The following is a 20682-nucleotide window of genomic DNA, read 5'->3' as shown; positions in this document are numbered from 1 at the left end:
ATCTACGCAGGTTAGCCTATCCTTTTAGAGTGTTCGAATCAGACATTTCCGCCCCGTTCCCGATCTCCGACTATCTGGCGCGGATCGGACTGGATCGCCCCGAACGCGTGGGGCTCGATGAGGTGCAGCGCATCGCCACCGCCCATCACGCGGTCTTTCCGTTCGAGAATCTCGATGTGCACCTGGGGATTCCGTACGAGGTCGACCCCGGGCGGATCGTCGCCCGGCTGCTGTACGGCCGGCGTGGTGGCTGCTGTTATGACCTCAACGGGCTGTTGCTGCTGGCCCTGCAGGCCCTGGGGGTGGACGTCGCGGCGATCGGCGCCCGGGTCGACGCCGGTGACCGGCTCGGTCCGCCCCTGGGGCATATGGCGCTGATCGTGTTCGGCCACGGGTCGCCGTTGCTGGTCGACGTCGGCTTCGGCGGCGAGATGGTCTGGCGTCCCATCGATCTCACATCCGAGGCCGACCTCCGGGTCGAGGTCGGCTCGGCCACCTATGTGCTGGAGGATCACTGTCGTGACCTGGTCGAGTTCGAGGCGATGGCCTGGTGGCACAGCACCTCTCCCCGATCACGGTTCACCCGGTCGCTGATCTGCACCCTCGTCGTCGACGGTGCGCGCTGGACACTCGGTGACGCCGACGATCCGGGCGTCTACCGGCTGGTGGTCACCGATGCCGCCGGGCGACGCACCTCCGAACTCGACATCGCCGGCGCGCGGGATGTGCTGTCCCGGGTGATCGGGCTCGACATCGACGGAATACCGCTGACTGCGGCCCGATTCGAGGGGATCACCCTTGTTCCGGCCGCCACGGGGTAGGGAACGGCAGTCCCACGTAGACCTCGCCGAGGGCCTGCTGCTCGGCGTCGGAGGACGCCCAGCGGCGCAGCCGTGCACGACGCAGGCCCTCGTCGAACGGGTCGTCGGTGAAGCGGTGCAGGATCGAGGTGAGGGTCCAGGAGAAGTTCTGGGCCGCCCAGATCCGCGGCAGTGCGGTGTCGGTGTAGGACTCCAGCCATGAGCGGTCGCCGCTGCGGTAGAACTGCCCCAGGGCGTGGGACAGGACACATGCATCCGACACCGCGAGGTTCAAACCCTTTGCGCCGGTGGGCGGGACGATGTGGGCGGCGTCACCGAGCAGGAACAGTGACCCGGTCTGCATCCGTTCGGTGACCACGCTGCGCAGCGGGGCCAGGCTCCGGTCGAAGATCTCGCCGGTCTCCAGTTCCGGGTGGTCGTCGGAGGCGCTGCGGTGCTTGAGCTCGGCCCAGATCCGGTCGTCGGACCAGTCGGCGAGGTCGGTGTCGGCCGGAACCTGCAGGTACTGCCGGGTGATGTGCTCGCCGCGCATGCTGTGCACCGAGAGTCCGTCGGGGTGGGCGCAGTACATGCCCTCCTCGGTGACCGGGGTGGTGTGGGCGAGGATGCCGAGCCAGGCGAACGGGTAGACCCGCTCCAGGGTGCGGACGTCGGCAGGCAGCAGGGTGCGCGAGATTCCGTGGAACCCGTCACAGCCCGCGACGACGTCGGCGACGATGTGCTCCCGGCGTCCGTCGACGGTGTAGGACACCTCCGGGGTCGCCGTGTCGATGCCGTCGATCGTGACGTCGGATGCCTCGAACACCAGCGGCAGGCCCGCGGCCTTGCGGGCGTCGATCAGGTCGGCGACGATCTGCGCCTGGCCGTAGACATAGGCATGCCGCCCGTCGAACCGATGGAAGTCGAGGTGATGGGTGGTCCGGTCGAATCGGAGATAGAAACCGTTGTGTACCAGTGCTTCCCGATGCAGCCTGTCGGCCACGCCGAGGTCGGTGAGGACGTCGACGGTGGAGTTCTCGATCACCCCGGCGCGCACGCGGGCCCGCACGTACTCCTCCGAGCGTGCCTCGATCACCACGGCGTCGATGCCCTGGCGGGCGAGCATGTGGGCGAGGGTCAGGCCGGCCGGCCCCGCTCCGATGATCGCGACCTGGCAGCGGGTCATTCGCCGGTACCTCCTGTGGGATGGTTGGCGGTCGGTTCCGGGCGTGCCCCGGACAGCCGAAGCAGATGGTCGGGAACCCGGGACAGGGCCCGCGAGATGGTCTCGGCGGCAAGGTGTTCGGTATGGAAGGCGGCGGCGAGGCACATCCGCCCGCCGACCAGGGCCGAGGTGACGGTCAACCCCGACCGGTGTGGCGGATCGGCGACGGCGAGCACCTGGGCGCGGTCGTCGTCGAGCCAGCGCCACCGGCCCGCACGCGGCACGTACCCGACGCTGGAGTGCAACAGGTCGGTGGTACCGGTCGCCGGGGCCGGCGCGGCCTCGGCGAGGTGGGCCGGCGAGGTACCCGCCCGCAGTGTCTTGACGGTGGTGATCAGGAGGTTCGCCACCGGTCGCCCGATCTCCGCCGCGGTACGCAATGCGTTCTGGAAATCCACCGGGTCACTGCCCGCGGGAACCGGGAAAGCCAGTCCCGCAGAGAAATTGGCGAGGGTGTCCCAGGACTTCGGCAGATACACCCGGGCGTCGAAGGGGGCGGTCACGGTGGGGGCGAGGTGTACGCCCGCCTCGGTGAGCGCATCGACGAGAGCGACGGTGGTCAGGGTGTAGAGGCTCACGCCCGGCATGGTCGTGTCGCGCGCCGCGCGGACCGCGGTGAGGGTGTCGGCGTCGATCCCCACGCCCGCACCCCGGGGCCGCAGCGAGGCCAGGACCGGACCGGGCATCGCGCCGGACTCCGAGGCCGGCTCACCCGCCTGCGGCAGGTCGGGCTGCTTGCGGAGCAGCCGGGCCAGGGCGATCAGCCGGCGCGGATCGGCGCCGACCCGCGCCGCGGCCAGGGCCAGCGGTGGGACCCGATGCCGAAAACGTTGCCAGGAACCGGGATCGGCGGGATCGGTGACACCCATCATGACGTCGAACAGGGTGTGCAGCATTCCGGCGTCGCCGAGTCCGTGATCGAAGTCGACGGCGACGTGGTCACCGCCGAATGCCACCCGCAGCGGCTCGGTGCCGTCGGTGCGGACCGCGTCGAGCAGACGTAGCGGATCGTCTCCGGGGTCGTCGGCCTCGGTCACCACGATGAGATCTGCATCACGCTCGTGTTCCCAGATCCACCGGTCGGCGCGGGGATGCAGTCCGACCCTGGTGTGCGGTCCGGCGGCGGCCATGGCACACAACCGATCACGTGCCTGCTCGACGGTCGGTACGTCGACCGGGCCGAGGACGAAGGCCGAGCGCAACCGACTGTGATGCCGGTCGACGGCGGTGCTGCGCACGTGCTCTGGTGCGGTTTGTCCGCTCTGTTGTCTCGCCATGATGCTCCCGGCGAGTTTAGCAAGCCTTACCTAATCGCATGTCGCGAGGTCGGTTCCCCGATCGTCAACCCCCAATTCATCTCTGGTTAACCCGGGGTAGAGAGGTCGGCCATCGCGTCGACCTAGCGTCAATTCGGTCGTTGCGGACAGCATTGTGCTGTCCCGACTTGAATGAACTGAAAGGGCGACACACGCGTGAACATCAACCGGAAGGGTGCTCTGTCGGCCGCGGCCGCAGTGGCGGCTGTCTCGCTGATCGCTGCATGTGGCGACAGCGGCGGCGACAGCGGCGGGACCATCAGCGGTGAGGGCTCGACCGCACAGCAGAAGGCCATGCAGCACTTCGCCGATGTCCTGACCAACAACGGCAATATCGTCCTCGACTACACCGGAAGCGGCTCCGGTGACGGAGTCAAGAAGTTCATCGCCGGCGACGTCGACTTCGCGGGTTCGGACTCGCCGCTGTCCGACGAGGAGGCCGTCAAGGCCAAGGAGCGCTGCTCGGGCAACGACGCCTGGCACATCCCGCTGGTCGCCGGACCGGTCGCGATCGCCTACAACGTGCCGGGTGTCTCGGACCTGAATCTCAACCCGACCGTTCTGGCCGGGATCTTCGACTCGAAGATCACCAAGTGGAACGCCCCGGAGATCGCCGCCCTCAACCCGGGCAAGACCCTGCCGGACCTGGCCATCGTCCCGGTCCACCGCAGCGATTCGTCGGGCACCACCGACAACTTCCAGAAGTTCCTGACCGCGTCGGCCCCCCAGGCATGGACCAAGGGGGCGGGCAAGGAGTTCAAGGGAACCGGCGGTTCGGCTGCCTCCAAGTCGACCGGTGTCGGCGACACGGTGAAGAAGACCTCCGGCGCGGTCACCTACGTCGAGTGGGGCTTCGCCACCGAGAACGACCTCGGTGTCGCGGCGATCGACTTCGGTGCCGGACCGGTCAAGCTGACCTCCGAGTCGGCCGGCGCGGCGCTCGACGCCGTGAAGTTCACCAACCCGGGTAGCAAGAACCTCGTGGTCGACACCCCGGCGCTGTTCGCGTCGAAGACCCCGGGTGCCTACCCGCTGCTGCTGACGACCTACGAGATCGTCTGCTCGACCGGATACAGTGACAGCGCCATCAGTACCACGCTGAAGGATGCGTTCACCACGATCCTCAACCAGGGGCAGGACGGCCTGGCGGACCTCGGATACGTCCCGCTGCCGACCGCCTACAAGAACACCCTGCAGGGCACCGTCGACGCTCTGACCGGGTCCTGATGTGTGACGTCCCGCCGGTGGCCGGCGACCCCTACGGGTCGCCGGCCACCGGCGTGGACGGACCACGGCGACGATCGTCACCTGCGGACAAGATGAACGGGCGCATCTGATGACCAAGGCACAACCAACAGAGGAACACATGACCACGCTGGACAAGGGTGGGGTGACCCAAGGTGGGGATCCCACACAGAGCCCGCCTCCGCCTGACGACAACCAAGCCACCCTGAATCGAAGCGTGCACCACCGAGTCGGTGACCAGGTGTTCCGGACCCTCGCGGTCGGCTCGGGATTCGTGGTCTCCCTCGTGATCTTCCTGATCGCGGTGTTCCTGCTCGCGCAGGCGATCCCGTCGCTGGCCAAGAACTCCGAGAACTTCTTCACCTACACCGGTCCCTGGGAGACCAGCGGCGACAGCCTCAAGTTCGGTATCCCGCAGCTGTTCTACGCCACGGTCGTCGTCTCGGTGATCGCCCTGCTGCTGGCCATGCCGGTGGCCCTGGGAATCTCGATCTTCCTCACCGAGTACGCACCGAAGCGTCTCGTCGGACCGATCTCCTACACCGTCGACCTGCTGGCCGCGGTGCCCTCGATCGTCTACGGCCTCTGGGGCATCCTCGTGCTCGGCCCCGCCCTGGTGCCGCTGAACAACTGGCTGGTCGGCAACGTCGGCTGGCTGCCGTTCTTCCAGGAACCGTCGCAGGTGGCCAACATGTCCACCGGCGGCACGCTGCTCACCGGCGGCATCGTCCTGGCCGTCATGATCCTGCCGATCATCACCGCCGTCACCCGTGAGGTGTTCACCCAGACCCCGGTCGGCCACCGCGAGGCGGCCCTGGCGCTCGGTGCCACCAAGTTCGAGGTCGTCAAGATCGCGGTGCTGCCGTTCGGCTTCTCCGGCTACATCTCCGGTGCGATGCTCGGCCTCGGCCGCGCGCTCGGTGAGACCATGGCCCTGCTGCTGATCATCTCCACGGTGGGCCCGATGAACTTCAACCTGATGGAGAGCGGCGAGACCTTCGCCACGAAGATCGCCAACAACGCCGCCGAGTTCGACTCGCCGGCGAAGACCGGTGCCTACATCTCGGCCGGCCTCACCCTCTTCGTCCTGACCTTCATCGTCAACGCCGCGGCACGCGCGGTGGTCGCCGGAAGGAAGTAGCGACATGACCCTGACCACCGATCAAGCACACGATCCCGTCAAGCGCCGGCCGCCCGGCTTCACCCCGATGTCGCTGCGGCGCCGGGTCACCGACAAGTCCGTGTCGGTGCTGGTGGTGCTGGCCCTGGTCGTCGCCCTCGTCCCGCTGGTATGGCTCATCGTGACGCTCGTCGCCCGCGGTATCGGCCCCATCCTCGACGTCGACTGGTGGACCCTGCCCGAGCGCAAGGGCGGTGCCGCCAACGCCATCGTCGGCACCATCGTGCAGACCGCACTGGCCGCGGTGATCTCGATCCCGCTGGGCATCTTCGTCGCGATCTACCTGGTGGAGTACAGCAACGGGAAGTCGTTCCTCGCCCGGTTCACCACCTTCATGGTCGACATCCTCTCCGGTGTCCCGTCGATCGTCGCCGCCCTGTTCGTCTACGCGGTCTGGCGGACCACCCTGGGCCTGCCCCGGATGGGCTTCCTGGTCGCGATCGCGCTGGTGCTGCTGATGGTTCCGCTGGTCGTGCGCTCCACCGAGGAGATGCTCAAGATCGTTCCGCAGGACCTGAGAGAGGCGTCCTACGCGCTGGGTATCCCCAAGTGGAAGACCATCGCGCGGATCGTGTTGCCCACCGCGATGTCGGGCATCATCACCGGCGTCATGCTGGCCATCGCCCGCGTGATGGGTGAATCGGCCCCGGTGCTGATCCTCGTCGGCGCGACCAGGGCGATGAACTGGGACCCGTTCGCGGGCAACCAGCAGTCGCTGCCGCTGATGATGGTGCAGCAGTACAACAACGGCCCCGGTGCCTTCGACCAGGTCTGGGGCGGTGCACTGACCCTGGTGATCCTGGTGGCGATCGTGTACTTCGGCGCCAAGGTGGTCAGCCGCTTCACCGGACCACGCGGCTAGCCGCACCGACACCTCCCGAACCAGATCTTCCCAGAACGGACTTCACGGAACTCCCATGGCCAAGCGACTCGACATCAAGAACCTCAACATCTACTACGGCAACTTCCACGCGGTGAAGGAGGTCAGCCTGGAGGTCCCGCCGCGCTGCATCACCGCCTTCATCGGACCGTCGGGCTGTGGCAAGTCGACGGTGCTGCGCACCCTCAACCGCATGCACGAGGTCACCCCGGGCGCCTACGCGACCGGCACCGTGCTGCTCGACGGTGAGGACGTCTACGGCAAGGGCGTCGACCCGGTGAGCGTGCGGGCGACCATCGGCATGGTGTTCCAGCGCCCCAACCCGTTCCCCACCATGTCGATCCGCGACAACGTCGTCGCCGGCCTCAAGCTGCAGGGCGTGCGCAACAAGTCCCAGCTCGACGAGGTCGCCGAGCGCAGCCTGCGCGGCGCCAACCTGTGGGACGAGGTCAAGGACCGTCTGGACAAGCCGGGTGGCGGCCTGTCCGGTGGTCAGCAGCAGCGTCTGTGCATCGCCCGCGCGATCGCGGTCTCGCCCGACGTGCTCCTGATGGACGAGCCCTGCTCGGCACTCGACCCGATCTCGACCCTGGCGATCGAGGACCTGATGGGCGAGCTCAAGAAGGAGTACACGATCGTCATCGTGACCCACAACATGCAGCAGGCCGCCCGTGTCAGCGACCAGACCGCGTTCTTCAACCTCGAGGCCGTCGGCCAGCCCGGCCAGCTCGTGGAGATCAACGACACCGAGACCATGTTCTCCAATCCGACCAAGAAGGAGACCGAGGACTACATCTCGGGTCGCTTCGGCTAGGCGGCACCACCGGGTCCACCCCGGTCACCGCACACCCGCGTGGACTGCATACGCAGACGCCCCGGTCGCCACAGGCGGCCGGGGCGTCGTCGTATGCAGATGTGGTGATCAGATGTCGTAGGGGAGGGTGAGCCGGGAGGGGCTCACATGTTGAGGTACAAGATCACCAGGAGCGCCAACAGCGACGCGATGGCGCCGGTGTAGATGATGATCTGACGTGCACGCGGGTGCGACGGTTCGTCGTCGGACTCGGCATTGAAATCCGGTTCGCTCGGATAATGGACGCCCATGCCGGTAACACTAACGGCTCCGCCCGCCCGGATGCACGTCCATGGTGTTCCGGTGGGGCGAAGCCGTCAGTGGGGTGAGGCGTGTGACCTGGATCAGGCGTTGAGCTGCTCGGGGGTCTTGCCGGTGGCCTGGAAGACCACCCGGCGGCCGATCAGCACCGCATGGTCGGCGAAACGCTCGTAGTAGCGGCCGAGGAGGGTGATGTCGACCGCTGCGGCCACACCGTGCTTCCAGTCGCGATCCATCAGCACGGTGAACAGGTGACGGTGGAGGTCGTCCATCGCGTCGTCGTCCTCTTCGAGGCGGATCGCGGAGGCGGGGTCCTGGGTGTCGAGGGCCTCGCGGGCGTTCTCGGCCAGCTGGACCGCGAGGCGACCCATCTCGGCGAAGTAGCCGGCGACCTCCTCGGGGAGGGCCTTCGCGGGATGGCGGCGGCGGGCGACCTTCGCGACGTGCAGCGCCAGCGCCCCCATCCGGTCGACGTCGGCGACGATCTGCAGGGCACTGACCACACCGCGGAGATCACCCGCGACGGGTGCCTGTAGGGCCAGCAGACCGAAGGCCTGTTCCTCGGCCCGCCCGGTCAGATCGTTCATCCGCTCGTTCTCGGAGATCACGTCCTCGGCGATGGCGAGATCTGCCTGCAGAAGTGATTGGGTGGCGCGGGACATTGCCGAGCCGGCGAGGTCGCACATCTCACCGAGGATCACGTTGAGTGAGTGCAGCTGTTCCTGATAAGCGGTGCGCATGGACCAAGGTTACTGCCATCGGGGGAACAACCCGGGCGCCCACGTGGTGAACACACCGTGAACGCTCGCCGTCGAGTCCGGGGCAGCACCGGTCCACCCGCCGCCGACCAGGGCTTTCGCGCCTCAGGAGCAGGTGGTGTCCCCGGCGTTGGTGACGGCGAGGTCATTGGGGAGACTGCCACTGTTGGACGCCTGCGGCAACTGCTCGACCGACAGGGTGGTGCCCACCGAGGGGGCCGACCCCACCGATCCGTCGAAGTCGCTGCCGAGGATCACCTCGACGCCGGACCGCACGGTGCGGTCGAGCTGGACGTTCGCACCCGGGAACATCTCGGCCAGGGTCGCCGCCGAGTCCAGCTCGCCGACACCGTAGCGGATGACCGTGTCGGTGCGGTTCTCGGAGGCGTCGGCCACGCCGCGGACGTCGAAGCCCTGGGCGCTGAGCTGGTCGGAGACCTCGCTGGCGGCACCGGTGCGCCCGGTGCCGTTGAGCACCCGCACACCCACGTTGCCCGGGTTCTGAGCGGTGGCCGAGGCCCGGCTCGGCGTGGTGGCGGTGACGGTCGGCGAGCTGGGACCGGCCGACGACGTCGTCGAGGACTTGCGCTTCTGCTCACCCGGCAACGGCTGGTCGTCGATGATCGCGTTGAAGATCGCGTCGACGTCGTCGGTGCGCGGGATCTCGTTGTTCTCGCCGTCGGTGGACGTCCCCGAGGTGGGGATGGTCAGGAATGTGACCCGGCCGGCGTCGATGCCCTGCATCGATTCGGCGAGCTGGATCAACGAGTTGGTGTCGACGTTGTCGACGTAGCTGTACTCGATGAACGTCTTGATGATCGAGTTGAGTTTCGCCGGGTTGGACAGCACATTGCCCGACAGCGTGGCGCGCAGCAGCGACGACATGAACAGCTGCTGGCGTTTGATGCGGCCGTAGTCGCCGTTGCCCTCGGTGGACACCGTGCGTGCCCGCACATAGTTCAGGGCGCGTCGTCCGGTCAGTTTCTGTGTGCCCGGCTTCTTCAGGATGGTGCCGAGCTCGTAGTCGTACATCGGGGCGGTCGAGCACACCTCGACGCCGCCGACCGCGTTGACGACCTTCTCGAAGCCGTAGAAGTCCATCGCGATGAAGTGGTTGATGTTCAGACCGCTCATCTGGGTGATCACCCGCACCAGACACTGCGGGCCGCCGAGCGCGTAGACGCTGTTCAGCTTGACGTGGGTCTCGGCGGGCAGGGTCTCGCCGTAGGTGCCGTTCGCGTTGTCCCACTGCTGGCATTCGGGGCGGTCGACCTGCAGGTCACGCGGGAACGACACGGCCACGACGCGGCTGCGGTCGGCCGGGATGTTCACCAGGATGACGGTGTCCGAGCGCGCGCCGTCGGCGTCGGCGGTGGTGCCCGCACCGACCTTGGAGTTGTTCCCCGCACGGGTGTCGGTGCCGACGATCAGATAGTTCTCGTCGCCGTACTGCGCATCCTTGTTGCGGATGTTGGTGTCGTCGGGGTCGACGGCCATGATCGTGTGCCAGTTGCCGTTGGTCGACTTGAGGAAACCCCAGACGAAGCCGGTGCCGACGAGGGCGAGGACGCAGGCCACCGACACCAGGATGCGGCCGGTGACCGTGGCCGACCGGGCCAGCGACCGGTCCGCGGAACGCCCGGCCACACGCCGGGGCCGGCCGCGGGCGATCTCGGTGAGGTCGGGGGTGCGCTGCAGCGGTTCGGGTTCGCCGACCGTGGGGGTACCGGCCGCGGCGGAGGTATCGGCGGGCGGAGCGTCGGCGGGGGCATCGGCGCGAGAGGTATCGGCGCGGGGGGTGTCGGCCGGGACCGGGACGAAGCCGGTCGGTACGTCGTCGGCGCCCGCGGTGTCGGCACCGCCGGTGGAGCTGGGGGGCTGGGCACCCGGGCCGTTCGGGACCGCGGCACCCGGCGGGGCGACATGGCTGCCCTGTGCCCGGGACTCCTCGATCGCGCGGCGGGTGGTCGCCCGGTCGGACAGGTCCACACCGGGTTCGGCACCGGCGTCCACCGGTGGGATCCTCTGGGTGACGTCGTTGCCGACGGGTATCCCGGTGCCGAACTGCCGGCTCGGGTCGTCGACGTGGCGTGGAGCCGGTGACCGGTGATCCGGGATCGGTGCCGGGGGAGTCTGGGATGCCGGGGGAGTCTGGGATACCGAAGGAGTCTGGGGGCGCGGCGGCCGGTTGCGGCGGCCGCGGGTGGTGGGGATCGCCTGGGTGGGGGACTCGTCCGGTGCGGAGGGGGCGGTGCCGGCCTCGGGCTCGGCCGCGTTCATCTGCTCCATCAGCTCGCGGACGGTCAGCCGGGTCCGGCCGCGGACGAAGCGGTCGGCCGAGCGGGGTTCGCGGAGACGGTCGGCGGCAGGCATCTCGCCGGTGGGCGGGGCGGCATACCTCGACGAATCGTCGGACCCGCCCCGGGAGTGCTCGCGGCGGGCGGCGCGGGCGTCGTCGCCCGCGTCATCACCCGACCCGCGGCGGCGCGGTTTCGGCGTCCAACGACTCACTGTGAAAGATCCTCATTCCCTCTGCCGGTGTGCTCCCGCTGCGTCGGGGAGAAACGCTGCGGCACCTCACGATGACGGCCCCTGCCATGGCAAGGGCCTTGCGTCATCATACTGATCGCCCGGCGGCCACGACGGTCACCGAAGCCGCCAGGGCCCTCACCGGCCTCCGGCCTGCGCAGATCAGCCGCCCGAGTGCATCACTTCGGCACCCTCGGGGACGACGTCCTCGTACGGATCGTCGAGCCATCCCTCGGGCAGTGCGACCTTCGCCGGGGTGCCCTGCCGGCCGCGGGGGCCGTGTCCGTCCTCGGGGAACGGGGCGTCGGCGGGCAGCGTCGACAACAGTTCGCGCAGCTCGTCGAGGGTCTTGACCAGCGACAGCCGCGAGCGCAGATCCGAGCCGGCCGGGAAGCCGCGGAGATACCACGCGACGTGCTTGCGGATCTCCCGGCATCCCTTGTCCTCGCCGTGGTGATCGGCGAGCAGCTCGGCGTGCCGGACGATGATCTTCGACACCTCGCCGAGGTTCGGCGCCGCCGGTGCGGGCAGGCCACCCAGTTCGGCGGCGAGTTCGGCGAACAGCCACGGTCGTCCGAGGCAGCCGCGGCCGATCACCACGCCGTCGCATCCGGTCCGCGCCATCATCCGGACCGCGTCGGCGGGCTCGAAGATGTCACCGTTACCGAGCACCGGGACGTCGGTCACATGCTCCTTGAGCCGGGCGATCTCGTCCCAATCGGCCTCGCCCGAATATCGCTGCGACGCGGTACGGGCATGCAGCGCAACGGCTTTCGCGCCCTCCTCGGCGGCGATACGGCCGGCGTCGAGGTGGGTGCGGTGCTCGTCGTCGATGCCGATGCGGAACTTCACGGTCACCGGGATGTCGGTGCCCTCGGTGGCCCGCACCGCCGCGGCGACGATCTTGCGGAACAGGGTGCGCTTGTAGGGGATCGCCGAGCCGCCACCCTTGCGGGTGACCTTGGGCACCGGGCAGCCGAAGTTCATGTCGATGTGGTCGGCGAGCCCCTCGTCGACGATCATCTTGGCGGCCTCGTAGGTGTAGCGCGGGTCGACGGTGTAGAGCTGCATCGACCGCGGGTTCTCGTCCGGGCCGAATGCGGTCATGTGCATCGTCACCGGGTGGCGCTCGACCAGCGCACGGGCGGTGACCATCTCACAGACGTAGAGGCCCGACACGGTGCCGGTCCGGGCGAGCTCCAGCTCGCGGCACAGGGTGCGGAAGGCGACATTGGTGACCCCGGCCATCGGCGCCAGGACCACCGGACTGGCCAGTTCGATCGACCCGATCCGCAACGGTGCGCGTCGTCGGGCAGACGACAGCGCACCGGCGCCCTCGTCAGAACTCGAGGACGCCGGCGCGGTCAGGGGTGCTGTGGTACTCAGGATGCCTGCTGCTCCCGCTTCTTGGCCTCGCGGGCGAGCGAACGGTCGCGCATCTCCTCGAAGCGGACGGTGTCCTTCTCGAGCTGCTCGAGGAAGGCCGCGAGCTCCTCGCGGGTCTTCTCGCCCTCGGCGGAGAAGTCCTCGCGCTCGAAGACGTTCCACTTGCGCAGAACCGGCTGGATGACCTCTTCGAGGTGCTGACGCAGGTCGTAGATACCGTGCTTGGCCATCAGCACGCCGTTGCGACGGAAGTTGGGCATACCGGCGCCGGGCATCTGGAAGTTGGTGACGATGTCGGTGACCGCGCGCAACGTCTGATCCGGGGAGATGTCCATGCCCGCACCACAGATGTTGCGGTAGAAGATCATGTGCAGGTTCTCGTCGGCCGCGATGCGCTGCAGCATCTTGTCGGCGATCGGGTCGTTGCAGGCCTTGCCGGTGTTGCGGTGGCTGACGCGGGTGGCCAGCTCCTGGAAGGTGACATAGGCAACCGAGTGCAGCAGGCCGAGTTCGTCGGCGTGCTCCTCGAGCTCGTCGGCGCGCCCGGCGGCGGCCAGCATCGGGTCGTAGCCGTTGGTCATGTGGATCATGCGGGCCTCTTCGAGGGCAACCGGGTCCACGCCGCGGGTCACCACGAGGTAGTCACGCATCACGATGCCGTGGCGGTTCTCCTCGGCGGTCCAGCGACCGACCCAGTGGCCCCACGCGGAGTCCATCGAGAAGTTGTCGGCGATCACCCGGTGGTACGAGGGCAGGTTGTCCTCGGTGAGCAGGTTGGTGACCATCGCCGCCTTGGCGACCTCGTCGAGTCGGGACTGCTCGGGGTCCCAGTCGTCGCCGCCCAGTGCGGCGAAGTTGCGGCCCTCGTCCCAGGGCACGTAGTCGTGCGGGTTCCAGTCGCGGGCGATCTTGAGGTGCCGGTTCACGTTCTCCTCTGCAACCGGAGCGAGTTCCTGCAGGAGCTCCAGCTGTGTCAGTTCACGTGCCATTGATTTCCTCCGAACGGTGTTCGTGCGTGAAAGCCGGTCTTCGGCAGGCCGCACGTCAAATGATCAGTGGTCAAGGTTACGGCACTTCGGAGATCAACCCAAGCCCGTACCTACGCAGTCGTAACCTGGCCCGCCGGCGTTACGTCGGCCGGGCCGGCCACCATCGTGCTCCGGCGGATGGGGCCCCGTCCACATCCGTCGGACTACTCACAGCCGATCCGCAGCCGGCCGGCCAGAGGCGAAAGCCGGGCCGATCCGGCGCATCCATCGAGCTGCGCTGTCGTCGAGGGTACCGAGGTCGGCGGCCTTTTCGCACCACCGCATCGCGGCGTGCCCGAACTCCATCGGGTTGTAGACGTCTTCTTCGCAGGACCAGAGACCGTCACCGGCGTAGGTGAGGATGGTGATGTTGGTCGCAGTGATGTGGGTGCCGTCCCCGGGGTCACGCATCGGGTTGTCCACCTCGCAGATCACCCGGCCGGTCGGGGCGTCGACGACGTGCCACAGCGCCGGGAACCCGGTCATGTGGCTGCCGGGGAAGGCGGTCATGGTGCGCCAGATCCACTCCCGGATCTCCTCGCGGCCGTGCATGGTGCCCAGGGCGTGCTCGATGTACTCCGCATCCGGGGTGAACAACTCGGCGAAACGATCCCAGTCGCGGGTGTCGCCGATCTCGGCGACCGTCTCCTGGAAGTCGGCGAAGGCGTCGTGGAGTTCGGTCGCGGTGAAGGTGGTGGACACGTGTCCACGCTAGGGGAGTGGGGCCGATCGCCGTGGCCGATCGCGAATTCTCCGGCGATCCGACGGCGCATCCGGCCCGGTGGAGAGCAGAATGGACAACGGGGTGGGCGTGGTGCCGACCCGGGTGGGTCGGGGTGACACCCATGGGTGAGCAGAACGAGGTGGCAAGATGCAGCGGTTGAGTGGCCTGGATGCGTCATTTCTGTACATGGAGACCAGGTCGCAGCTGATGCATGTGGTCGGGATCATGGAACTCGACACGTCCACGATGTCCGGCGGGTACTCCTTCGTTCGGATGCGGACGCAGATCGCCCACCGGGTGGCCGGGATGCCGATGCTGCGTCGCAAACTCGACAACTCCGCACTGAACATCGACCACCCCGTGTGGATCGAGGACGACGACTTCGACATCGAACGGCATGTGCACCGGGTGGCGATGCCCGCGCCGGGCGGCAAGGCCGAACTCGCCGAACTGTGCGGCCATCTGGCCGGGCAGACCCTCGACCGGGGCAAACCGCTGTGGGAGCTGTGGATCATCGAGGGCAGTGCCGACGGCCGGATCGCGGCCATGCTGCGGATGCACCACGCCGGCGTCGACGGCGTGACCACCGCCGACGTCCTCGCCCAGCTGTGCACCCTCAGTCCCGACGAGCCGGACCCCGACCCCGACCGTCTGATGCAGACCGCCGGCGGTTCCAACCGCACCGCAATGGTGCTGCGGGGTGCGGTCAACTACTTCGTGCAGCGGCCGATCTCGATGGCCAAGCTGCTCCCCACCACCGCCGCGGTCCCGTTCGAGTGGCTCCGGCGGTCACGGTCGAAGACCAGCATGCCGGTGCCGTTCGCCGCCCCGCGCACCGTGTTCAACGGCCCGATCTCCCCGCACCGGGCGATCGCGACCACCCAGCTCTCCCTCGCCGACGTCAAACGGGTGAAGAACCGGTTCGGTGTCAAGATCAACGACGTCGTGCTCGCCATGGTCGGCGGTGCGCTGCGCGACTACCTCGAGTCCCATCAGGACCTGCCCGACCGGCCGCTCGTCGCGCTGGTCCCGGTGTCGGTGCACGGCGCCGACGAGAGCGGCCTGGTGGTCAACGGCACCAACAAGGTGACCGGCATGTTCACCGAACTGCCCTCCGACATCGCCGATCCGGTCGAACGGCTGGAGAAGGCCGGTGAGCTCTCCCGGCGCGCCAAGGAACACCACGCCGACATCGACCCCAACATCCTGCGGGCGTGGGCGCAGTTCGCGCCCGGGATGACGTTGTCGACGCTGATGAAGTTCTACGGCGACCGGAAACTGTCGATGAACCATCCGCCGGTCTACAACGTCACCGTGTCCAACGTGGCCGGACCGGACTTCCCGCTGTACTTCTGCGGCGCCCGGATCGCGGCGATCTACCCGCTGGGCCCGATCTTCCACGGGCTGGCCCTCAACATCACCGTGTTCTCGGTGGACGGTCACCTCAACGTGGGCATCCTGACCTGCCCGGACGAGGTGCCCGACGTCGAGGAGATCGCCGCCGCCTTCGACCGCCAGCTCAAGGAGCTCATCGAGGCGTGCGACGACTGAGCGTGTGACGGTGTCGTCGGGCGGTGGTGTCGTCGCGGTGGTGACCGCGTGGCGTGCCCTGGGCACTAGGCTTTGACCCGTGTCTGTCTACGACCATGGATTCGTGCGGGTCAGCGGTGCCGTACCCGTCGTGCGCATCGCCGATCCGCGTGCCAACGCCGAGGCGACGATCGAGCTGATGCGGCGGGCCGCCGCCGACGGCTCGGCGCTCATCGTCTTCCCCGAACTGGGCCTGTGCGGCTACAGCATCGACGATCTCGTCCAGCAGGACGCGCTGCTCGACGGCTGCCTGGAGGCCCTCGCCGCGGTGGTCGAGGCGAGTCGCGGGATCCGGTCGGTGGTGGCGGTCGGGCTACCGCTGGTGGTCGGTGACGGTCTGTTCAACACAGCGGTCGCGATCCAGGACGGCGTGATCCTCGGCGTGGTGCCCAAGTCGTATCTGCCGAACTACCGCGAGTTCTACGAGCAGCGGTACTTCGCGGCCGCACGTGACGCCACCGTCGACACCTGTGTGGTTCTGGGGCAACGGGTCCCGTTCGGCCCGGATCTGCTGTTCACCGCCGCCGACCTGCCCGGGTTCGTCCTGCACCTGGAGGTCTGCGAGGACGGCTGGGTGCCGATCCCGCCGAGTGTGCCGGCGGCGCTGGGCGGGGCCACGGTGCTGGCCAACCTGTCCGGCAGCCCGGTCACCGTCGGCAAGGAGGCCTACCGACTGTCGTTGTGCAGCAGCCATTCCGCGCGCTGCGTCGCCGCTCATCTCTACGTCGCCGCCGGTTTCGGCGAGTCCACCACCGATCTCGCCTGGGACGGCGACGCGCTGATCACCGAGAACGGGTCGCTGCTGGCCCGCAGTGAACGATTCGCGATGGACTCCCAGATCATCAGCGCCGACGTCGACCTCGACCGGCTCCGGCAGGAGCGGATGCGGATGATCAGCCTGCGCGATCAGGCCGGTGACCTCTCCGCCGAGCTGAAGTCGTTGCGGCGCATCGAGTTCGCCTTCGACGGGCGCGACACCGCTGCTGTCGAATCCGCCGAACCGGGATTCGCTCACGCCGACAGCCTGCGCCGGACGGTGCCGCGGTTCCCGTTCGTGCCCAGCGGGCTCGCAGACCGTGACGAGCGATGTGCCGAGGTCGGGCACATCCAGGTCCAGGGTCTGGCCGCCCGGTTGCGGTCCACCGGTCTCGACAAGATCGTGATCGGGGTGTCGGGGGGACTGGACTCCACCCTCGCGCTGCTGGTCGCGGTGGACACCTTCGACCGACTGGGCCTGCCGCGCACCAACATCCTGGCCTACACCATGCCGGGGTTCGCCACCGGTGGTGCGACCCTGGCCCGTGCCCACGTGCTGATGGACACGCTCGGGGTGAGTGGGGCCGAGCTCGACATCCGGCCGTCGTGTGAGCAGATGCTGGCCGATCTCGGGCACCCGTACTCGCGGGGCGAGAAGGTCTTCGACGTGACCTTCGAGAACGTGCAGGCCGGTGAGCGCACCTCGCACCTGTTCCGGCTGGCCAACCACCATGGCGGGATCGTGCTCGGTACCGGTGACCTGTCCGAGCTCGCGCTCGGATGGTGCACCTACGGTGTCGGCGACCAGATGTCGCACTACAATGTCAACTCGTCGGTACCGAAAACCCTTGTCCAGCATCAGATCCGCTGGATGATCTCGACCGGTACCTATGCGTCGGAGACCACGGCGGCGCTGGTGGAGATCCTCGAGGACGTGATCAGCCCCGAGCTGATCCCGCCGGGGGAGGACGGGGCGGTCCAGTCCACCGAGGACACCGTCGGGCCGTACGAGTTGCACGACTTCTTCCTCTATCACCTGACGCGCTACGGCAACCGGCCGTCCAAGATCGCCTACCTCGCACAGCAGACGTGGGGTCCGCGGTCGCGGGGGTTGCCGTGGGATTCCGAGGCCGTCGAGTCCCGCAACAGCTACGACGACGACACCATCGAGCACTGGCTGGGGGTGTTCCTCAAGCGGTTCATGGGCAACCAGTTCAAGCGCACCGCGATGCCCAACGGCCCCAAGATCGGGTCGGGCGGCTCCTTGTCGCCGCGCGGTGACTGGCGGTCGCCGTCGGATGCGTCGGCGCGTGTCTGGCTGGACCAGTTGCGCAGCATGGAGTGAGAACCCGCTAGAGTCCCAGATCTTTCGCGATGATCGTCTTCATCACCTCGCTGGTGCCACCGTAGATCCGGGAGACGCGGGTGTCGGCGTAGAGCCGGGCGATCGGGAACTCGGTGATGTAGCCGTAGCCGCCGTGGAGTTGCAGGCATTTGTCGATGACGCGGCCTGCGGTGTCGGTGGCGAAGAGCTTGGCGCGTGCGGCGTCCGGCACGCTGAGTTCGCCCGCGTTGTGCAGGGTGAGGGCGCGGTCGACGAACTGCTGGACGGCCTCGACCTCGGCGGAGCATTCCGCGAGGACGAACTTGGTGTTCTGGAACGACGCCACCGGCCTGCCGAACACGTCGCGTTCGCGTGTGTAGGCGAGGGCGTGCTGCAGGGCGGCGGCTGCGGTCGCGGCGGCGCCGATCGCGATGGTCAGCCGTTCCTGGGCGAGGTTGTGGGTGAGGTAGGTGAAGCCCGCTCCCTCGTCGCCGAGGCGGTCGGTCACCGGTACCCGCACCGAACTGAACGAGAGTTCGGCGGTGTCGGAGGCCTTGAGGCCGATCTTCTCCAGTCGCCGGCCCACGCTGAATCCCTCGGAGGTGGTGTCCACCACCAGGATCGAGAGTCCGGCGCGCCGGTCGGCGGGGTCGAAGGGGGAGGTGCGGCAGACCACGAGGATGCGGTCGGCGAGTGCACCGCCGGTGATGAAGGTCTTCGCACCGTCGAGGACGTAGTGGCTGCCGTCGTCGTCGAGCCGGGCGGTGGTGGCGATGTTGGCCAGATCCGATCCGGTGCCGGGCTCGGTCATCGCGATGGCGAACATGAGGTCACCGGAACAGAATCCGGGAATCCACCGCTGTTTCTGCTCGTCGGTGGCGTACTCCATCAGGTACGGCAGGATCAGGTTGGCGTGTACCGAGTAGCTGCCGAAGGTCACCCCGGCCCGGGCGCATTCTTCGCTGATCACCATCGAGTAGGTGAAGTCCGAGGCCCCGCCACCCCCGAACTCCTCGGGTGCCTCGATGCCGAGGACGCCGAGTTCGCCGAGCTTGTTGTAGAACTCGCGTGGCGGGTGGCCCTGCTTCTCCCACTCGTGGTGGACCGGTTCCACCTCCTTGGCGATGAAGTCGCGGACGGTGGCGCGAAAGGCCTCATGATCGGTGTTGAACACGGTGCGCTGCATCGGTTGTCGTCTCCCCCTGGTGAGTGATGTGGATCGGCCGCGGCGGGTACTCGCCGGTCCCGTGCGATGCACCCACCATGCCCCGCGTCGGGGGTGCTTGGTACCGCTGTTCGGCTAACGGTGCCTTAGGGGCAGGCAATGTGTGGGCGGATCACCGGGCACTATAGGTCGTGGCTATGTCTGTATGAGCATCAAACTCCTTGAGATCGTCGTCGCTTCATGGTCGATTCGATGGCAGTGGCGACCGGCGCCGCCGGAACACACCCGCACCCGAGATCGCCTGTACCCGAGATCGCCGATACCCGAGGAAGTCGTGACATGACAGATGCAGTGATCGTGGACGCAGTCCGCACCCCGATCGGACGCCGTGGGGGTGCGCTCTCCGGAATCCATCCGGCCGATCTGTCGGCGCATGTGCTCGAGGCGCTGGCCGCCCGTACCGGTGTCGATCCGGCAGTCGTCGACGACGTGATGTGGGGTTGCGTGAGCCAGAGCGGTGAGCAGGCGGGCAACATCGCCCGCACCGCGGTGCTCGCCGCGGGCTGGCCACAGTCCGTTCCGGGTACCACCGTCACCCGTGCTTGCGGATCGAGTCAGCAGACGCTGGCGATGGCTGCTGCCGCGGTGATCTCCGGCCAGCTCGACATCGTCGTGGCCGGTGGCGTGGAGTCGATGTCCCGGGTTCCGATGGGCAGTGCCGCGCCGAACGGGGAGAGCCAGCCGGCGACGGTGCTCGACCGCTTCGGCGTCGATCGGTTCAGTCAGGGGATCGGTGCGGAGATGGTCGCCCGCCGTTGGGATCTGGACCGTACCCGGGTGGACGAGTACTCGTTGCGGTCGCATGAGCTGGCGGCGGCCGCAGCCGATTCCGGTGCCTTCGATGCACAACTCGCCACCCTGCCCGGTGTTCTCGAGGGTGACGAGGGTATCCGTCGTGGCGGCACCCTGGAGTCGTTGGGCAAGCTCAAGACGGTCTTCGACGAGAACGGTGTGATCCATGCGGGCAATGCCTCACAGATCTCCGACGGCGCCGGCGCGCTGCTGGTGATGTCGAGTGAGACGGCTGCGGCGCACGGGCTCACCCCGATTGCACGGGTGCACACCACCGTGGTCGCCGCCGACGATCCGGTCATCATGCTGACCGGCCCGATCCCGGCCACCGCCAAGGCCTTGGCCCGTTCGGGTCTGACGATCGACGAGATCGGTGCGTTCGAGGTCAACGAGGCCTTCGCGCCGGTTCCCCTGGCCTGGCAGATCGAGACCGGTGCCGCGGACAAGGCGCTGAATCCGCTCGGCGGGGCGATTGCCGTCGGCCATCCGCTGGGTGGTTCCGGCGCCATCCTCGCGACCCGCCTGATCCATCACATGCGCGACAACGGAATCCGCTACGGCCTGCAGACCATGTGCGAGGCAGGCGGCATGGCCAACGCGACCATCTTCGAGTTGGTCGGCTGACGCGTGACTCCCGGTGGCTGGCCGCTGATAGCTTCGCGATGCCCGGTCCCGGAGCAATCATCAACTGCCCGTTGATGGTTGAGCCGACGAGGAGCGAAGCGGCAAGTCGTGTCGAAACCTCAGACGGCCGAACTCGCCAACCCAACCACCTCCGAGGTGGCCGCCACTCGACGAAGGCTGCGGAGA

At 67.9% G+C, this 20682-nt stretch carries 17 protein-coding genes; 8 read left to right on the top strand and 9 right to left on the bottom strand.

Annotated features, from left to right (window positions below):
- The first annotated feature begins 29 nt into the window (after window positions 1–29).
- Window positions 30–821 carry an arylamine N-acetyltransferase family protein gene (locus GD1_RS04390; protein WP_244882512.1) on the top strand — a complete coding sequence of 264 codons (792 nt, stop codon included), beginning with the start codon at window positions 30–32 and terminating at the stop codon, window positions 819–821.
- Here GD1_RS04390 and GD1_RS04385 read toward each other — a convergent pair.
- Both GD1_RS04385 and GD1_RS04380 read right to left on the bottom strand, forming a co-directional pair.
- Complete coding sequence (locus GD1_RS04385; protein WP_020791800.1) at window positions 793–1986, bottom strand: 4-hydroxybenzoate 3-monooxygenase; 1194 nt, start codon at window positions 1984–1986, stop codon at window positions 793–795. The two genes, GD1_RS04390 and GD1_RS04385, sit on opposite strands and share 29 nt — an antisense overlap.
- Window positions 1983–3302: a hypothetical protein gene (locus GD1_RS04380; RefSeq protein WP_174519009.1), complete on the bottom strand. Its 1320-nt coding sequence runs from the start codon at window positions 3300–3302 to the stop codon at window positions 1983–1985. The genes GD1_RS04385 and GD1_RS04380 overlap by 4 nt, the downstream gene beginning before the upstream one ends.
- Window positions 3303–3497: 195 nt before the next feature.
- Here GD1_RS04380 and pstS point away from each other — a divergent pair, with 195 nt between their 5' ends.
- The 4 genes from pstS to pstB all read left to right on the top strand — a co-directional run bounded on the left by pstS (window position 3498) and on the right by pstB (window position 7460).
- Entirely contained in the window at window positions 3498–4568 is a 1071-nt protein-coding gene (pstS, locus tag GD1_RS04375; protein WP_059035918.1) for a phosphate ABC transporter substrate-binding protein PstS, read from the top strand.
- Between the two features lie 109 nt (window positions 4569–4677).
- Entirely contained in the window at window positions 4678–5727 is a 1050-nt protein-coding gene (pstC, locus tag GD1_RS04370) for a phosphate ABC transporter permease subunit PstC (protein ID WP_373855238.1), read from the top strand.
- A gap of 4 nt (window positions 5728–5731) precedes the next feature.
- Window positions 5732–6628: a phosphate ABC transporter permease PstA gene (gene pstA / locus GD1_RS04365; RefSeq protein WP_020791563.1), complete on the top strand. Its 897-nt coding sequence runs from the start codon at window positions 5732–5734 to the stop codon at window positions 6626–6628.
- 55 nt (window positions 6629–6683) lie between these two features.
- Window positions 6684–7460 (top strand): phosphate ABC transporter ATP-binding protein PstB, encoded by a 777-nt coding sequence (gene pstB / locus GD1_RS04360; protein WP_020791566.1) that lies wholly within the window; start codon window positions 6684–6686, stop codon window positions 7458–7460.
- A 143-nt stretch (window positions 7461–7603) separates the two neighbouring features.
- On the opposite strand, the gene GD1_RS24940 is transcribed toward pstB, so the two are convergent.
- The 6 genes from GD1_RS24940 to GD1_RS04335 all read right to left on the bottom strand — a co-directional run bounded on the left by GD1_RS24940 (window position 7604) and on the right by GD1_RS04335 (window position 14163).
- On the bottom strand, window positions 7604–7750 hold the full coding sequence (locus tag GD1_RS24940; protein ID WP_020791564.1) for a hypothetical protein: 147 nt from the start codon (window positions 7748–7750) through the stop codon (window positions 7604–7606).
- Between the two features lie 93 nt (window positions 7751–7843).
- Window positions 7844–8500, bottom strand: a complete 657-nt coding sequence (phoU, locus tag GD1_RS04355) for a phosphate signaling complex protein PhoU (RefSeq protein WP_020791567.1) — start codon at window positions 8498–8500, stop codon at window positions 7844–7846.
- 123 nt (window positions 8501–8623) lie between these two features.
- Complete coding sequence (locus GD1_RS04350) at window positions 8624–11029, bottom strand: LCP family glycopolymer transferase (RefSeq protein ID WP_059035915.1); 2406 nt, start codon at window positions 11027–11029, stop codon at window positions 8624–8626.
- Between the two features lie 180 nt (window positions 11030–11209).
- A complete protein-coding gene (gene dusB, locus GD1_RS04345) occupies window positions 11210–12370 on the bottom strand; it encodes a tRNA dihydrouridine synthase DusB (RefSeq protein ID WP_274381517.1) in 1161 nt (386 codons plus the stop codon).
- Between the two features lie 59 nt (window positions 12371–12429).
- On the bottom strand, window positions 12430–13422 hold the full coding sequence (locus GD1_RS04340) for an acyl-ACP desaturase (protein WP_020794158.1): 993 nt from the start codon (window positions 13420–13422) through the stop codon (window positions 12430–12432).
- A 207-nt stretch (window positions 13423–13629) separates the two neighbouring features.
- Window positions 13630–14163, bottom strand: coding sequence for a nuclear transport factor 2 family protein (locus tag GD1_RS04335; RefSeq protein ID WP_059035913.1), 534 nt, complete (start codon window positions 14161–14163; stop codon window positions 13630–13632).
- 169 nt (window positions 14164–14332) lie between these two features.
- On the opposite strand from GD1_RS04335, the gene GD1_RS04330 reads away from it, so the two are divergent.
- Together GD1_RS04330 and GD1_RS04325 are read left to right on the top strand one after the other, a co-directional pair.
- Window positions 14333–15736, top strand: coding sequence for a WS/DGAT/MGAT family O-acyltransferase (locus GD1_RS04330; protein ID WP_059035911.1), 1404 nt, complete (start codon window positions 14333–14335; stop codon window positions 15734–15736).
- Between the two features lie 79 nt (window positions 15737–15815).
- Entirely contained in the window at window positions 15816–17876 is a 2061-nt protein-coding gene (locus GD1_RS04325) for an NAD(+) synthase (protein ID WP_059035908.1), read from the top strand.
- A gap of 7 nt (window positions 17877–17883) precedes the next feature.
- Here GD1_RS04325 and GD1_RS04320 read toward each other — a convergent pair whose 3' ends face one another.
- Window positions 17884–19041 (bottom strand): acyl-CoA dehydrogenase family protein, encoded by a 1158-nt coding sequence (locus tag GD1_RS04320; RefSeq protein ID WP_053778268.1) that lies wholly within the window; start codon window positions 19039–19041, stop codon window positions 17884–17886.
- Between the two features lie 318 nt (window positions 19042–19359).
- Between GD1_RS04320 and GD1_RS04315 the strand changes: the two genes are divergently transcribed.
- Complete coding sequence (locus GD1_RS04315; RefSeq protein WP_053778269.1) at window positions 19360–20496, top strand: thiolase family protein; 1137 nt, start codon at window positions 19360–19362, stop codon at window positions 20494–20496.
- The last annotated feature ends 186 nt before the right edge of the window (window positions 20497–20682 follow it).

It is taken from the genome of Gordonia desulfuricans NBRC 100010 (genome assembly GCF_001485495.1).
Taxonomy (GTDB): Bacteria; Actinomycetota; Actinomycetes; order Mycobacteriales; family Mycobacteriaceae; genus Gordonia; species Gordonia desulfuricans.
Note: the sequence above shows the minus strand (reverse complement) of the source record. Positions and strands in the feature narration are given on the sequence as shown.